At 65.8% G+C, this 15665-nt stretch carries 14 protein-coding genes and 1 pseudogene; 6 read left to right on the forward strand and 9 right to left on the reverse strand.

Features of this window, described 5'->3' with window-relative positions:
* Position 1: 1 nt before the first annotated feature.
* From FB598_RS05915 to FB598_RS05925, 3 genes are all read right to left on the reverse strand, one after another.
* Entirely contained in the window at positions 2 to 838 is an 837-nt protein-coding gene (locus tag FB598_RS05915; protein WP_255463874.1) for a carbohydrate ABC transporter permease, read from the reverse strand.
* An 88-nt stretch (positions 839 to 926) separates the two neighbouring features.
* Positions 927 to 1841 carry a carbohydrate ABC transporter permease gene (locus tag FB598_RS05920; protein ID WP_141914040.1) on the reverse strand — a complete coding sequence of 305 codons (915 nt, stop codon included), beginning with the start codon at positions 1839 to 1841 and terminating at the stop codon, positions 927 to 929.
* Positions 1842 to 1971: 130 nt separating this feature from the next.
* On the reverse strand, positions 1972 to 3219 hold the full coding sequence (locus FB598_RS05925) for an ABC transporter substrate-binding protein (protein WP_141914231.1): 1248 nt from the start codon (positions 3217 to 3219) through the stop codon (positions 1972 to 1974).
* 474 nt (positions 3220 to 3693) lie between these two features.
* On the opposite strand from FB598_RS05925, the gene FB598_RS05930 reads away from it, so the two are divergent.
* The 4 genes and pseudogenes from FB598_RS05930 to mgrA all read left to right on the forward strand — a co-directional run bounded on the left by FB598_RS05930 (position 3694) and on the right by mgrA (position 8446).
* Positions 3694 to 5046 carry an ABC transporter substrate-binding protein gene (locus FB598_RS05930; protein WP_141914039.1) on the forward strand — a complete coding sequence of 451 codons (1353 nt, stop codon included), beginning with the start codon at positions 3694 to 3696 and terminating at the stop codon, positions 5044 to 5046.
* A gap of 53 nt (positions 5047 to 5099) precedes the next feature.
* Positions 5100 to 5813, forward strand: coding sequence for a response regulator (locus tag FB598_RS05935; RefSeq protein ID WP_050467520.1), 714 nt, complete (start codon positions 5100 to 5102; stop codon positions 5811 to 5813).
* A 145-nt stretch (positions 5814 to 5958) separates the two neighbouring features.
* A complete protein-coding gene (locus FB598_RS05940; protein WP_255463876.1) occupies positions 5959 to 7359 on the forward strand; it encodes an ATP-binding protein in 1401 nt (466 codons plus the stop codon).
* Between the two features lie 92 nt (positions 7360 to 7451).
* Positions 7452 to 8446 (forward strand): annotated as a pseudogene (mgrA, locus tag FB598_RS05945) (L-glyceraldehyde 3-phosphate reductase).
* 114 nt (positions 8447 to 8560) lie between these two features.
* Here the strand turns inward: mgrA and FB598_RS05950 are convergent.
* The 3 genes from FB598_RS05950 to FB598_RS05960 all read right to left on the reverse strand — a co-directional run bounded on the left by FB598_RS05950 (position 8561) and on the right by FB598_RS05960 (position 10587).
* A complete protein-coding gene (locus tag FB598_RS05950) occupies positions 8561 to 9025 on the reverse strand; it encodes a YbaN family protein (RefSeq protein ID WP_255463845.1) in 465 nt (154 codons plus the stop codon).
* 23 nt (positions 9026 to 9048) lie between these two features.
* Entirely contained in the window at positions 9049 to 9639 is a 591-nt protein-coding gene (locus tag FB598_RS05955) for a biliverdin-producing heme oxygenase (RefSeq protein WP_141914038.1), read from the reverse strand.
* Positions 9640 to 9822: 183 nt separating this feature from the next.
* Positions 9823 to 10587, reverse strand: coding sequence for a TonB-dependent receptor plug domain-containing protein (locus tag FB598_RS05960; protein WP_255463846.1), 765 nt, complete (start codon positions 10585 to 10587; stop codon positions 9823 to 9825).
* A gap of 384 nt (positions 10588 to 10971) precedes the next feature.
* On the opposite strand from FB598_RS05960, the gene FB598_RS05965 reads away from it, so the two are divergent.
* The gene (locus tag FB598_RS05965; RefSeq protein WP_183405692.1) at positions 10972 to 11835 is read left to right on the forward strand and encodes a CmcJ/NvfI family oxidoreductase; all 864 of its coding nucleotides are present in this window, start codon (positions 10972 to 10974) and stop codon (positions 11833 to 11835) included.
* The gene (locus FB598_RS05970) at positions 11832 to 12428 is read left to right on the forward strand and encodes a 2-hydroxychromene-2-carboxylate isomerase (RefSeq protein ID WP_141914037.1); all 597 of its coding nucleotides are present in this window, start codon (positions 11832 to 11834) and stop codon (positions 12426 to 12428) included. The genes FB598_RS05965 and FB598_RS05970 overlap by 4 nt, the downstream gene beginning before the upstream one ends.
* Here the strand turns inward: FB598_RS05970 and FB598_RS05975 are convergent.
* The 3 genes from FB598_RS05975 to FB598_RS05985 all read right to left on the reverse strand — a co-directional run bounded on the left by FB598_RS05975 (position 12425) and on the right by FB598_RS05985 (position 15486).
* Entirely contained in the window at positions 12425 to 13327 is a 903-nt protein-coding gene (locus tag FB598_RS05975) for a LysR substrate-binding domain-containing protein (RefSeq protein ID WP_141914036.1), read from the reverse strand. The two genes, FB598_RS05970 and FB598_RS05975, sit on opposite strands and share 4 nt — an antisense overlap.
* 84 nt (positions 13328 to 13411) lie before the next feature.
* Positions 13412 to 14809: a HAMP domain-containing sensor histidine kinase gene (locus FB598_RS05980; RefSeq protein ID WP_255463847.1), complete on the reverse strand. Its 1398-nt coding sequence runs from the start codon at positions 14807 to 14809 to the stop codon at positions 13412 to 13414.
* Entirely contained in the window at positions 14806 to 15486 is a 681-nt protein-coding gene (locus tag FB598_RS05985) for a response regulator (RefSeq protein ID WP_141914035.1), read from the reverse strand. The genes FB598_RS05980 and FB598_RS05985 overlap by 4 nt, the downstream gene beginning before the upstream one ends.
* Between the last annotated feature and the right edge of the window lie 179 nt (positions 15487 to 15665).

A 15665-nucleotide genomic window follows, 5' to 3' on the forward strand; every position in this document is an offset into this window, starting at 1 on the left:
TTTATTTGACGGCGCCGGCGGTCAGGCCGCGGATCAGCTGGCGCGAGAACGCGACGTACAGCAGCAGGATCGGGATCACCGCCATCGACAGCGCCGCCAGCACCGAATTCCAGTCGGTGGCGTACTGGCCGATGAACTGCTGCACGCCCAGCGTGACGGTGCGGGTTTCCTCGCCGGGCGCCAGGATCAGCGGGAACCACAGGTCGTTCCAGGCCGGGATCATGGTGAACACCGCCACGGTGGCGATGGCCGGACGCAGCAGCGGCAGGATCACCTGGAAGAAGATGGCGATCTCGCCCACGCCGTCGCAGCGCGCCGCATCTTTCAGTTCGGACGGGATCTGGCGGATGAACTCGGACAGGATCATCACCGCCAGCGGCAGGCCTTGCGCGGTGTACACCAGGATCAGCGCGGTGCGCGTATTGATCAGCTCCAGCGCCACCACCAGTTGCAGGATGGAGACCGTGCCCAGCCGGATCGGGATCATGATGCCGATGGCCAGGAAAAAGTTGAGGAAGCGGTTGCCGGGAAACTTGTATTCCGACAGCGCCCAGCCGGCCATGGCGCCCAACAGCACGATCAGCACCAGCGAGCCCAGGGTGACCACCAGGCTGTTGCCGAAGTAGAGCAGGAAGTGGGTGCCCGAGAGCACCTTCTGGAAACCGGCCAGGGTCAGGGTATCGGCGGTGGGCAGCGCCATCGGGCCATCGAAGATGGCGCTGCGGGTCTTGACCGAATTGATCAGGATCAGCGCGATCGGAAACAGCGCGATCACCGCGTAGATGCACAGCACCAGATGCACCCACAGGCGGCCGATGGAACCGAAGCCGCGCCGCATCAGCGTCGGTCCGGCTGGCGCGGCGGAGCTGGCGTAGGAAGAGGGCGCAGAGGAATAAGGGGAAGAGGGCATCGGGGTCTCCTCGCGCTTACAGCGCATAGCGGGTCAGCCGGCGCTGCACCAGATAGAAGTACGTGCCCACGCCGGCCAGGATCACCAGGAACATCAGCGTGGCCACCGCGGCGCCCATGGTCGGGCTGCCGATCTGCGCCTGGTAGCCGAAGAAGGTGCGGTAGAAATAGGTGCCCAGCAGGTCGGCCGAATAATTGGGCCCGGCCAGCGCGCCCTTGACCGAATAGATCAGGTCGAAGGCATTGAAGTTGGCCACGAAGGTGAGGATGGTCACCAGGCCCAGCGTCGGGTAGATCAGCGGCAGCTTGATCTGCCAGAAGATGCGCATGGCGGAGGCGCCCTCGGCGTGCGCGGCTTCCAGTATTTCTTCCGGCACCGCCAGCAAGGCCGCATAGATCAGCATCATGGGGATGCCGATGTATTGCCACACCGAGATCAGCGACAGCGTCACCAACGCGGTCGATTCCTGGCCCAGCCAGGGGCCGAACCAGTCGGCCAGGCCGACGAAACCCATCAGCTTTTCGCCCACGCCCCACAGCGGCGAGAGGATCAGTTGCCAGATGAAGCCGATGATCACCACCGACAGCAGCGTGGGCAGGAAGATCAGCGTGCGGTAGGTGCGCGCGCCGCGCAGGCCCTTCAGACTGAACAGCGTCGCCAGCAGCAGGCCGATCGGGTTTTGCAGCGCCATGTGCATGCCGAAGAACTTGATGTTGTTCCACATCGCGTTCCAGAAGGCGGCCGACCAGTCGGGGTCGAACAGGATGGTGCGGTAGTTGTCGAGGCCGACGAAGCTGGTCGCGCCGGCGTCGTTGCTGGTGTAGAAGCCCAGGCGCAGCGTGTCGGCCAGGGGCAGGGCGCTGAACATGGAATAGATGAGGACGGCAGGCGCGAGAAATACCACGAGCTGCCAGGCGCGGACTTGTTTCACTGCGTCTCCTGAGAGGGATGGCCCGGGATGGAACCGGACCGGCGTCTTGGCGCGCCGCTATCCGGCCTCCTCTTTTTATTTCAGGCCATGCCGCCGCCATCGGATGCGGCATGGCCCTGACGGCGTCCGCTTATTGTTGCGGCTTGTACCACTTGGCGAAGCCGGCCTGGATCTTGGCGGCGGCATCCTTGGGCGCCAGCTTGCCGTTGAGCACCTGGGCGTTGACGTTCCACATCTCGTTTTCCATGCTCGGCGTGCCGCGGTTGAGGATCTGCGAGTTCACCCGGATGGTCGAGGCGCAACCCTTGCGCCAGCCGATCATCTGCTTGGCGATCGGGTCCTTCACCGAGATCAGGTGGTTCGACAGCGAGAAGAAGCCGGTGACCTTGTTGGTGTAGAGGTCGGCGAACTCCTGCGAACCCAGCCAGGCCAGGAACTTGTAGGCGTCTTCCTTGTTCTTCGATTTCTTGTTGATGCCCATGCCGATGTCGTTGTGGTCGGAGATGTAGCAGGCATCGCCGGCCTTGGGCACCGGCGGCGGGAAGGCGCCCATGTCCAGCTTGCCGTTGAAGTAGGCGATGTCCCAGGAGCCGGCCGGATATACTGCGCCGCGGCCCAGGGCGAACATGTTCTGGCTGTCGCTGTAGGTCTGCGCCGAGGCGCCCTTGGGCAGGTACTTGCCGAGCTTGGCTTCATACTCCCAGGCCGCCACGAACTGCGGGTCGGTGAACTTCGCGCGGCCGGCGATGAGCGCCTTGCGGCCCTCCTCGCCCTTCCAGTAATTGGGGCCGATACCGGTAAACAGCACCTGGTGCGATTCCCATTGCTCGGAGGTGCCCATCACCAGCGGCGTGTACTTGCCATTGGCCTTGACGGTGTCGAGCAGCTTGAAGAACTCGGCCTCGGTCTTGGGCGGCTCCAGGTTCAGTTCCTTGAAGATCCGGGTGTTGTAGAAGAAGCCGTGGATCACCGACGCCATCGGCATGCAGAAGGTGTCTTTGCCGTCGTCGGTCTGCCAGGCGGTCTTGGCCGCCGGCGCGAAGAATTCCATGCCGGGCTTGCCGTCCAGCTTTTCCAGGTGGCCCTTGTTGTACAGCGAGAGCGACACGTCGAACGGACGGCAGGCCACCAGGTCGCCGGCGGTGCCGCCGGCCAGGCGCGCGGCCAGGCTGGAGTCGTATTCGGTGGGCGCGGTCGGCGCGAACTTCACGGCGATGCCGGGGTTCTGTTTCTGGAAGGCGGGGATCAGTACGGTTTCCCACAACTGCAGGTCGTCCACGCGCCAGCTTTCGATGGTCAGCGTGCCGGCCTGCGCATGGCCGCCGATGGACAGCGCCAAGGCGGCGGCCGTAGCCAGCGTGGCCGCGGCGCGTTTCATGAAGGGAATGGCGGCGTCGGTCTGTTGCTTGGTTTGCATCGTTTGTCTCCTGGCGTTATTGGCTGTTGGTCGCTCTTGCCTGTCGGGATGTGCGGCCCGGCAACCGGCAACGAGGTGCGCGATGACAGTGGGCAGCGGCGCGACAGTAGCACCGCGCCGCATGTGATGCGAGCTTGGCGCGGCAACCGCCGGCAATGGCGTAAGATGCTGATTTACATGGGAAAATCAGCAAACGGCGCGAGCGCGCCGATTACATATCCTTACAGGTCGCGCCAGGGCGGCGGCAGTCCCTGCCCGCGATGCGAACCGATAGGCGAATGCGGGCGCGGCGCGGGACGGCCAAGCTAAGGAAAGAAAACATTACATTTCTTTACAAGAGGTGAATTGAATTAATGTTTTCATCTAGCCGCTGCAAATTGCAGCGCGGCAGTGGCCGGGCTATAGTCTTTCCCGGTTTGGAGACACACGGACATAATGATAAAAATGAGACGCCCAGTCCGCGCGTCGTTCGCATCGGTCATGCACCGTTGCGCGACGGCGGCGATGCGGGCGACCCTTCCCCTGCTGATGCTGGCGGCGCTGGCGGTATATGCAGCGCTGCCGGCGCAGGCGCGCGCGGCCGCGGCGTCGGCGGCGCCGGCCTCGCTGCAGGTGCTGCACTGGTGGACGTCGGCCGGCGAACGCCGCGCCCTCAACGTGGTGGTGAACCAGTTGGCCAGGCAGAACATCCAATGGCGCGACGTGCCCATCCCGGGCGGCGCCGGCATGGGCGCGGGCAAGGTATTGAAGAGCATGGTGCTGGCCGGGCATGCGCCCGAGGTCACGCAACTGAACGGCGTGATCTTCGGCGAATGGGCCGACCTTGGCCTGCTGCTGGAGCTGGACAATGTGGCCGTGCAAGGCAACTGGGAAAAGCAGATGTTCCCCACCGTCTGGGCGCTGCTGAACAACCGCGGGCATGTGGTGGCCGCGCCGCTGGGCATCCACCGCATCAACATGCTGTTCTACAACGTCGCCATCTTCAACCGTCTGGGGCTGACGCCGCCCAGGACCTGGGATGACTTCGAGCGCGTAGCGCAGGCCTTGCGCGACGCCGGCATCACGCCGCTGGCGCAAAGCGGCGAAGCCTGGCAGATCGCCACCCTGTTCGAGAACCTGGCGCTGGCCGAAAGCGGCCCGGCCTACTATCGCCGCCTGTTCGTCGGGATGGATCCGGCGGCCTATGCCGATGGACGCATGCTGCACATCCTCAAGCGCCTGCGCCGGCTCGGCCAGGCGATGGACCAGCCGGTGCGCGAGCGGCCGTGGACGGAAGTCGCGCGCAGCATGGCCGACGGCGAAGCCGGCATGTTCATCATGGGCGACTGGGCCAAGGGCGAATTCAATGCCTGGGGCCTGGCGGTGGACCAGCAATTCGGCTGCGTCCCGGTGCCGGGAACGGGCGATTATCACCTCTACAGCACCGACACCCTGGCCATGTTCGCCGGCGACTATGCTCACCAGGCCACGCAGGAGACGCTGGCGCAGATTGTCACCTCGCCGGCGGTACAGTCGGAATACAATAAATTCAAGGGTTCCATCCCGGTCTGGCGCACCGCCGATCCGCACATGGACCGCTGCGCGCGCGATTCCTGGCGCGCGTTCAGCAAGGGCCCGGCTTACCAGGCGCCCAGCCTGGTGCACCGCATGGCCACCGATGAAACTACCAAGGACGCCATCATCGCCGAGGTGCAGCGCTTCTTCTTCGACCGCCAGGGCAGCGAGGAGCAGGCGCAGCGCAGGCTGGTGTCGATCGCGCGGGCACTCTCGCGCGGGCGCGGCCAGTGATGGGCAAGGAACCAGGCATTGAGACGAGACAACCTGATTAGCGAAGGCCAACGATGACACGCAAGATATTGATCGTCGACGACGACCAGAAGACCCGCACCCTGTTGAAGGCCTATCTGGAAAAGAACCAGTACGAGGTGCGGCTGGCGCACGACGGCGCCACCTTTCTCGGCGAGTTCCAGCGCTACGCCGATGAGCTGGCGCTGGTGATCCTGGACGTGATGCTGCCCGACACCGACGGCTTCGCGTTATGCAAGACGGTGCGGCGCAAGTCCAACGTGCCCATCATCATGCTCACCGCCAGCTCGGACGAGACCGACCGCGTGGTCGGGCTGGAGCTGGGCGCCGACGACTACATCGCCAAGCCCTACAGTCCGCGCGAACTGCTGGCGCGCATCAAGGCCATCCACCGCCGCACCGGCATCGACAGCACGGCCGCGCCGCGCTATTACCGCTTCGTCGGCTTCACGCTCGACACCGTGGAGCGCACCCTGACCGACAGCGTCGGCCAGGTGGTGGCGCTGACGGGCATGGATTACCAGCTGCTGAAATATTTCGTCGAACACCCGGGCGATGTGCTCGACCGCAATGTCCTGTGCGAAGAGACGCGCGGGCGCGACGCCGGTCCGCTGGACCGTTCGCTGGACGTGCAGATCAGCAAGCTGCGCCTGCGTCTCAACGACGGCGGCCGCCAGCCGCACCTGATCAAGACCGTGCGCGGCGCCGGCTACGTGTTCTCGGCCGACGTCAGCGCGGCCGCCGCGTGAGCGCCATCCCGTGAACGAGAGCGCACCTGCGGCGACGGCGGAGGCGACCGCGCAAGCGGTCCGGCCGCGCTCGCTGCGCGCACGGCTGGCGGCGGTGCTGGACTGGGTCTTGCCCAACTCCCTGCTGGGCCGCCTGTCGGTGGTGATGATTTTCGGCGTGCTGGTCACGCAGGTGGCCGGCGGCCTGATCTGGGCCGCGCAATTGCGCACCAAGTCCGAAGCCGAGACCCGCATCGCCGCGCAGCACCTGGCGCACAGCGCCTCGGTGGCGATCCGTTATTTCATGAGCCTGCCGTCCAATTACCGGCCGCTGATGATCCAGCAGTTGCGCGAGATGGGCGGTACGCGCTTCTTCATCAACGCCAACAGCTCGGCCGTGCCGGTCACGCCGATCGCCCCCAACCAGCTGGCGGCCGTCGCCATCGACGTCGCGGCCCAGACCCTGCGCGAAGACTTGCCGTTCATGCCGGAAGCCCGGCTCGACTTCGCCTGGCCGGACGGCCTGCAGGTCTCCAGCGACGGCCTCAAGGTGGGCGACCTGCCCGACAACTGGGTGCAGCATATCCTGCTGACCAAGCCCAACTCGGCGCCGGTGCTGGTGATACAGATGCAGGTCGAAAGCGGCAAGTGGCTATACCTCGCCGCGCTGATGCCCAACCCGTATTTCCTCGACAGCGGCAACCCGCTGTGGCTGGACCGGCTGGTGCTGCAGGGCCTGTCGCTGGCGGCGATCCTGTTGCTGACCATCCTCGTGGTGCGCTGGACCACCCGTCCGCTGGCGGCGCTGGCCGACGCCGCCGAAGCGTTCGGCAAGGGCGAGACGGTGCCGGAGTTGCCCGGCACCGGCAGCCGCGAATACGTCAAGACCGCCTATGCCTTCTCCGGCATGCGCGAGCGCATCAAGCGCTACCTGGAAGACCGCGAGCGGCTGTTCGTCTCCATCTCGCATGACCTGCGCACGCCCATCACGCGCCTGAAACTGCGCACCGAACTGATGGACGACGACGACATGCGCACCGAATTCCACGATGACCTCGACGAGCTCGACATGATGGTCAAGGGCGCGCTGCAGTCGGTGAAGGACAGCGACATCCACGAGAACCGCACCGAGGTGCGGCTGGACGCGCTGGTGATGCGCATGATCCGCGACGCCAAGATGGCCGGCCACGAGATCGCCTTCACGCCCTCCGGCATCAACGTCATGGCCAAGCCGCTGGCCTTGAAGCGCGCCATCGGCAACCTGTTCGACAATGCGCTGTATTACGGCCAGAAGGTCGAGATCGCCATCCGCCCCTCGCAGGGCGCGGGCGGCGACCTGGTCGAGATCGAGATCCGCGACCACGGCCCCGGCGTGCCGGAAGACGCCATGGGCACGCTGTTCCAGCCCTATGTGCGGCTGGAGCACGGGCGCGCCCAGAACAGCGGCGGCATGGGGCTGGGGCTGGGCATTTCGCGCAACATCGTGCAGGCCCACGGCGGCGAGCTGCTGTTGCGCAACCATCCCGAAGGCGGCCTGATCGCCACCATCATTTTGCCGGCGCGGTAAGCAATGCAGTAAATGGCGCGCGGCATTTCATTCAACCCTCGATAAGGATAGCCATGACTTATATCGCCAACCCTTCCCGCTACGACGGCCAGATGCCTTACCGGCGCGTGGGCAAGAGCGGCTTGCTGCTGCCGGCCATCTCGCTGGGTCTGTGGCAGAACTTCGGCGGCGCCGACAATTTCGAGACCGGCCGCGCAGTGCTGCGGCGCGCCTTCGACCGCGGCGTCACCCATTTCGACCTGGCCAACAACTACGGCCCGCCGGCCGGTTCGGCGGAAGAGAATTTCGGCCGCTGGCTGGCCAAGGACTTCGCACCCTACCGCGATGAACTGGTGATCTCCAGCAAGGCCGGGTGGCAGATGTGGCCCGGCCCCTATGGCGGCCCCAGCGGCGCGCGCAAGCACCTGATCGCCAGTTGCGAGCAGAGCCTGCGGCGCATGGGGCTCGATTATGTCGACATCTTCTATTCGCACCGGGTCGACCCCGATACGCCGCTGGAAGAAACCATGGGTGCGCTGGCGCACCTGCACCGCCAGGGCAAGGCGCTGTATGTCGGCATCTCGTCCTATTCGCCCGAGCTCACGCGCAAGGCGGCAGCGATCCTCAAGAGCGAAGGCGTGCCGCTGCTGATCCACCAGCCGAATTATTCGATGCTCAACCGCAGCATCGAAAACGGCTTGCTGCAGGCGCTGGAAGAACTGGGCGTGGGCTGCATCGGCTTCTCGCCGCTGGCGCAGGGCATGCTGACTTCCAAGTACCTCAACGGGTGCCGGAAGGCGCGCGCGCCACACGTGCGCCGTCGCTGCCGCCGAGGATGCTGTCGCCGGAAAATCTGGAACGCATCCGCGCGCTGGACGAGATCGCCCAGCGCCGCGGCCAGACCCTGGCGCAGATGGCGATCGCCTGGGTGCTGCGCGATGCCCGCGTGACCTCGGCGCTGATCGGCGCGCGCAATGTCGAACAGCTGGACGGTTCGCTGGACGCGTTGAAGAACCTCGGCTTCAGCGCCGCCGAGCTGGCGCAGATCGACCAGCATGCCATCGATGGCGGCGTCGACCTGTGGCGCGTGTCTTCGTCGATCACCTGAGCATCTCCGGCGTCAGTCTGACCGGAGTGGAATGAGAAAAGGGAAAATAGGAAAGGGCCTGCGCCGGTAACGGTGCAGGCCCTTTGTCATTGGGGCGCGGGGGAGAAAATCGCCTTACTTCGGCGCGTCTTCATCGGCGCCGCGGTCGGCGACCTGTTCCGGCCGCGACCACATCCACAACGCACCCGCAGTCATGCCGATGGCTGCGATGACGATGATCCAGCGCTGTTTGATCGTCAGCAGCATGATCACCAGGCACAGGCTCATCATGATGGAGGCGCTCAGCTTGGCGCGCCGAGCGACTACCTTGCCGTGGCGCCAGTGATGGATCATCGGGCCGAACGCCGGATGGTTTTCCAGCCAGCGTCGCAGCCGCGGCGAACCCTTGCCGGCGGCCCAGGCGGACAGCAGGATGAATTCGGTGGTGGGGATGCCGGGGATGAAGATCGCCAGGATGCCGATGCCCAGGCTGGCATAGGCCAGCGCCAGCCACAGCCAGCGGGTGCCGGCCGGCGCCAGTTTGCCGGGAGTGCCGTCGCTGCCGGGCGGCATGCCGTCCCCTTGTGCCGGATCGTTCATCGCGGTCGGTATGGCGTTCCCGCTCACGCCAGCCCGAAGTGGCGCTTGAGCAGGCTGCCGAAGCGGGCGTAGGCCGCGGCGGCGCCGGCGATGACGGCATCGTGCTCTTGTTCTTGCAGCGCGGGCCGGTCAAGGAAGCCGACGAAGCGGCGCCATACGATGGCGCGCCCTTCCGGATACGCCGCCAGGTTGCGGGCGCCGAAGGTCTCGCTCAATCCCAGCCTGGCCTTGGCTTGCTTGAGCAGGAAGGCCGCGCCTAGGGTCGAGCCTTCCGACACGTAGAGCCAGCCCAGCGCACCGGGCATGGCGACGCCGGCGCTGGCGGCCGGTTCCGGCACGGCATCGAAACCCAGGTCGGCCAGGTCGGCCAGCGATGCCGCTGCGCGGCCGCGCACGTCGAGGTCGGGCACGGCGGCCTGGATGGCGGGATCGGCGAACAGGTGCTCGATATCGCGCTGGAAGTGGTATTGGGCGGCGACAAAGCGCGCGTAATTGTCGCGGTTGGCGAACGGCTGGCCCTGTTCCATCAGGGCATGCATCAGTTCGTGCAGGTCAGCAGTCTCGATTTTGAGGCGGGAAGAGAGCAGGGCGGGGCGTTCGATGACGGTGTTCATAAGCAGGAAGGTCGATGAGATGTCCGGTATCCGGGAGGCAACCCCGGACGCATTATCGATAAATCGCAAGTCCTGTTGAGATCGCGGAAGGACAGGCTTGGTTCAGGCTATGCATGAAGCCGGCCGCATTGCGTGATTTTTTCGACATCTTGCGGCATGGGCGTGCGGTCATGGCCGGTTCCTTCAGCTGCCCGCGTTGCGCGGCTTGGGCAAGGGATCGTTGGCATCCACCTGGCCGTCATGGTCGGTGTCGGCGGCTGCGAAGCGCTGGCGGCGCACGCTGTCGTATTCGGCGCGCGTGACCACGCTATCGCGGTTGACGTCGTAGCTGCCCATGAAGGCTTCGCGGCCGTGGCCGCCGGCCGGGCGCGCCGAGGTGGTAGTGCCGGAATCGACCTGCACTTCGGAATACATTTCCGGATCGATGAAGTCGCGCCCCTGGCCGAAGGTGCCGATGGAAGCGCGGCCGCTGCCGGAAGTGGCCGAGCGGTCCACCGCTTCCGGCATTTCGACGTCGTCCACATCCACCCCGACGCGGTTGCCTTCGACGCCGCGGATGTTGTAGTTGGTGCTGCCCGGATGGTCGTAGGCGCTGGTGGTGTTGGTGGTGCCCGCGGTGACGCCGGGCACCGAGACCAGCGGCTGGTATTTCAATACATCGGCAAAGCTGCCGGCGCCTTGCTTCTCAAGCTCTTCCTTGGTGACTTTGACCGAGGCGCCGGGTTTGTGCTGTTCTTCGCGTGCTTCTTTGACTTCGATGTCGGGCAGCTTCTTGCCGGGGCGCTCCTTGCCGGCCATCGGGCTGGCGGAAACGTTTTCCTGGGCGCCGGCGTTGGGCGCGGCCAGGCAGAGCAGGGCGCCGTTGATGGCCAGCGCGAGGGTGAGCGGTTGCAGGGACGAACGTCGACGCCGGCGCATGACGCCGACACCCGATGGTTGCTGAGCCATGTGGGCAAGCCTTATCAATAAGTGGAGAGGGATGAGGCTGGCGCAACACAACGGAATAACACGGCACTCTTGCCGGAGCAGGCGCTATTTTTCTTGTTGATGTCTAAGCTGACGTGGCAGGGATTTTAGCACGCAAATAATAATGATTTCTATTTGCAATTGGGGAAGAGGTGTCGTGCGCGGCCGCATTTCATATTGCAGCCGGCCGGCATGAGCGCATCTTGAACCGTTTTCCCATGCGCGGCGCCTATTCGCATGTGCCCCACGCATGTGAAGCGGCGCAAATCTCGTTTGATCGCGTCACAGGCGGGTGCTCCAATGCAGCTGTCTCCCGGCGTCTTGCATTTGCGGTGGGAGAAACAGCCGATTGACCAGGAGCCTGCCATGCATATGCAACCCTATCTCTCATCCCCGGGCATTGAAGCGGCCGGCGTCATCGCGCCGCTGAGTTATCTCGCCGCCGATGCCTGCCATCCCGTCAGTTATACCTACACGCCGCCGCCCGGAACGCCGTGGGAAAGCGCCGCCTATGAGGCGTATCAAAGCTTCATCGCCGACGCCCGCCGGCAACAGGGGCTGGCGCTGGACGGCAACGGTTTCCTTCTGGCCGACGCCCCGAGCGCGGTCCGCGACTTCAGCGACGAGGATGAGATCGTTTCCACCTATTACGCCGAAGCGATGGAACTGGCGCTGATGGCCACCGGCGGCACGCATGCCTATGTCTTCGACCATCTGGTACGCCGGCGCGAAGCCGACCGCGCGGCCTTGGGTTTTGGCCGCGCATCGGTGCGAGGTCGGGCTGCCGCCAATGGCCGCATTCATAACGATTACACCGAAGAGTCGGGGCGCCGTCGCCTGGCGCTGGTGCTGCGCGAATCGGACCTGCTGCCTTGCGTGCAGCATTTTTCCATCATCAATATCTGGCGTTCCATCAAGGGGCCGGTGCAGGACACGCCGCTGGCGGTGTGCGATGCGCGCAGCGTGCAGCCCACCGAACTGGTGCGCGGCGAGGTGCGTTATCCGAAGCGGACCGGCGAGATCTACCAGTTGCGCCATGCGGCGCATCATCGCTGGTCTTATTTTCCGCACATGGACCGGCACGAAGCACTGCTGTTCAAGCAATACGATTCGCGCACGCAGGGCGTGGCGCGTTTCACGCCGCATGCCGCCTTCGACTTGCCGCATATCCCGGCCGATGCGCCCCTGCGCGAGAGCATCGAGGTGCGTTGCCTGGTGGTGCACGCATGAGTACGCCGGCCATCGAGTTCTGGTTCGACTTCGGCAGCAACTACAGCTATATCAGCGTCATGCGCATCGGGCCGGAAGCGGCAGCCGCGGGTGCGCGGGTGGTCTGGCGTCCGTTCTTGCTGGGGCCCGTTTTTCGCGCGCTGGGCTGGAGCACCTCGCCGTTCGTACTGCAGAAGGAGAAAGGCGACTACACCTGGAAGGACATGCAGCGCCAATGCCGCAAGTACGGCTTGCCGTGGCAACGTCCCAGCAACTTTCCGCGCTCGGCGGTGCCGCCCACGCGCATCGCGCTGGCCAACGCGGAACAGCCGTGGATCGGTGAATTCTGCCGGCGCGTGATGCAGTTGAATTTCGTCGACGACCGCGACATCGATCATGCCGGAGTCGTGCAAGAAGTATTGCTGGCGATGGGGCTGCCGGCGCAGCAGTTGTGGGAGCAGGCGCAATCGCAAGCGTGGCGCGAGCGGCTGCGGGCTCAAACCGGGATGGCGCGCCAGCGCGGCATCTTCGGTGCGCCGACCTTTTTCGTCGGCGATGAAATGTTCTGGGGCAATGACCGGCTGGACGATGCGCTGGCGTATTGCAGGCCCTAGTCCCCGGCCTGGCTGCAAATCCAGCCGGCAACCAGGCGCACTTCGCGCCGCGGCGCGGCATCGGCCTGGATCAGCCAATAGGCGTGGCCATCCTCGGGTTGCGCGCGTGGCGGCGCCAGCATGATCAGCTGGCCGTTCTCCAGCAGCGGCCGGATCAGTTCCATGCGCCCCAGCGCTACGCCCTGGCCGGCCACGGCTGCCTGGATCACCATGTCGTACTGGTTGAAGCGCAGCATTCCGCGCTTTTTGCCCTTGCTTTTGCCGGCGCCGGCGAGGTCTTGCCATTGCTGCCATGAGAGCCAGGCATTGGGCTGGTCGAATTCCAGCAGCGGGATATCCGGCGGCAATTGCCCGGCGCTGGCGCCGGCCAGCAGCAGCGGATGCGCCACCGGCGCCACCGATTCGCCGAACAGCCGCTGCGCGCCGGGCGGCGCCAGCGCGGCGGTGGTGTAGCGGATCGCCAGGTCGATGCCGTCGTGGCGCAGGTCGGCCAGGCTGTCGCTGGCGGCCACGCGCACGTCGATGCCGGGCAGATGCTGCTGCAGGTGCGCCAGGCGCGGCAGCAGCCACAGGCCGGTGACGCCGATGCTGGCGGTCACCGTCACCGGCTTGGCCGCCTGCGCGCTGCGCAATTCGCCCAGCACATCCTGCAATTGCTGCAGTACCGCGTCGGCGCTGCGAAACAGCCGCTCGCCTTCGGGCGTGAAGGCGATCGAACGATGGCCGCGCACCAGGAGACGGATTCCCATGAATTCCTCCAGCGCATGGATCTGGCGGCTGACGGCCGATTGCGTCAGGCACAGGTCCTGCGCCGCCAGCGTAATGCTCATGCGGCGCCCGGCGGCGACGAAGCCGCGCAGCAGGTCCAGGGAGGGCAGTTTCAGCAGCGGAAGAGACATTCCTTGGCGGCATGCGAAAGAGGAAGGCTCCATTGAACCACAAGGCGCCTTCGGCTGCAGAAGGCAAGCCTGGAAAGGCCGGCGTCAGCCGGCGGGTTTGCCGGCCGGCAGGATGACCGTGACCATCAGCCCGCCTTCGGCGGAGGTATCCAGCGCGACGCTGCCGCCGTGTTCCCGTGCCACCGTCCTGACGATCGCCAGCCCCAGGCCGCTGCCGCTCTGGACCTGGTCGGGATCGCGGAAGAAGCGGTCGAACACGCGCTCGCGCATGGCCGGCGCGATGCCCGGACCGGCGTCCGACACGCTCAGTTGCACGCCTTGCGCGCCCAGGTGCACAGCCACTTCGACCCGCGCGCGCGCCGGGCTGTACTTGATGGCGTTTTCCACCAGGTTGTCCACCAGCGACACCAGCCCTTCGCGTGCGCCATCTACCCATGCCTCGCCGCGCGCATCCAGTTCCAGCTCCACCTCGCGCTCGGTCGCCAGCGGCGACAGCGCCGCCAGCCGCTCCTGCACCAGCGCGGTCAACGCCACCGGACGCAACGGAATGCCGGTGTGCGCCTCGCTGCGCATGAGCAGCAGCAACTGGCGCACCAGTCGCGTGGCGCGGTTGCCGCTGTTGAGGATGCCGGCCAGCAGTTCGCGCTGGTGGGCATCGGCCACGCGCGACTGCATCGCCTCGACGTTGATGCGCATGGCCGCCAGCGGGGTGCGCAGCTCGTGCGCGGCGTCGGCGATGAAGGCGCGTTCGCGCCCGGCGCTCTCGCGCACCCGCGCCAGCAGGTCGTTGATGCAGTCGACCATGTTGCGCAGCTCTTCATGCTTGGGCATCGATTGCAGCGGCGCCAGGTCGTGCGGCCCGCGCTTGGCAACCTCGCGCGCCACCTTGCTCCACGGCCGCAGCGCCATGCGCACCGAGAGCCAGGCCGGCAGCAGCAGGAAGGGCAGGCTGATGAGCAGCGGCAGCAGGTAGTAGCCGCGCGAATTGATGTGGATGAAGAAGGCCCAGGCATCGCCCGGTATCACCAGCATGGCTTCGGCATCCGAGCGCGGCGAGCGGACGGTGCGGCTGCGCCAGGAGCGTTCGCCGACGGCGATACGTTCATTCGTGTCGTAACGCGTGTTGCGTACCTCCAAAGGGGCGCCTGCGGACGCATAGACTACCTGGCCGTGGCTGCGCACGATCAGGCTGCTCGAAATCTTGGAATCGTCGCCGGGGCCGTAGTCTTCGCGCAGGGCCATGTCGATCTGGTGCAGGACTTCATGGCGTGCCTGCGGGCGATCTTGCAGTTCGTCCGTGACGGCCAGGACGGTGTCGAATACCTTGGCGCCGCCCAGCAGCCCCGGACCGCGCAGGCTTTCCCACAGCACGTAGGTGAGGAAGGCGCACCACAGCAGCGTGAGCAGCAGCAACTGCGCCAGCATGATCCGCCGCACCAGGGAGGGCGTCGCCACGCGACGCCACCAGCCGAGCATCATCATGCGTTTTCCTTGCGCTGCGCCACGGTGTCGATCACATAGCCTACGCCGCGCACGGTGCGCACGAAGCCGTCGCCGATCTTGCGGCGCAGGTTGCCCATATGCACGTCCAGCGCGTTGCTGGCATTTTCATTGGCGCCGGGCAGCGCTTCTTCCTCCAGCAGGCGCCGCGTGACCACGCGGTCGGCGCGCACCATCAGCAGCTTGAGCAAGGCGTATTCGCTGGCCGTCAGTTCCACCGCCCGTTCGCCTGCCGTCACGCGCCGCGTCGGCACGTGCAGCGTCAGGCCCCGCACTTCCAGCGTTTCGCCGTCGAAGCCGTAGCTGCGCCGCGCCAGCGCCTTCACGCGCGACAGCAGTTCGGCCAGCACGAAGGGCTTGACCAGGTAATCGTCGGCGCCGCCGTCCAGGCCGCGCAGGCGGTCTTCCAGGGCGTCGCGCGCGCTCAGGATGATGACCGGCATGTTGTGCCGCTCGCGCCGCAGGCGCGCCAGGATGCGCATGCCGTCGCCGTCGGGCAGGCCGAGGTCGAGCAGCGCCAGTTCGCAGGCGCCGGTCTCGAGCTGGCGCAGCGCGTCTTCCTGCTGGCGCACCCACACCACGTCGAAGCCATGGTCGGCCAGCGCGATGCGCACGCCATTGCCCAGATCGAGGTCGTCTTCTATCAGGAGGATTTTCATGCCGCGAGTGTATACGCGGCGCGTGAAGAATGGCTTAAGACGCGTCAGGCCGGCATGCCCGTTGCGTGCAATGACGGGGGGCGGCACTGCGGGCGGCTTCATTTTTCCTTCATTTCCGGTTCATCCGGACTTCATGCGTGGATTCCATACTGCGTTGCCACGGGGCCTGGCCTCGTCTT

This window comes from Herbaspirillum sp. SJZ106 (assembly GCF_006715495.1).
GTDB lineage: Bacteria > Pseudomonadota > Gammaproteobacteria > Burkholderiales > Burkholderiaceae_D > Herbaspirillum.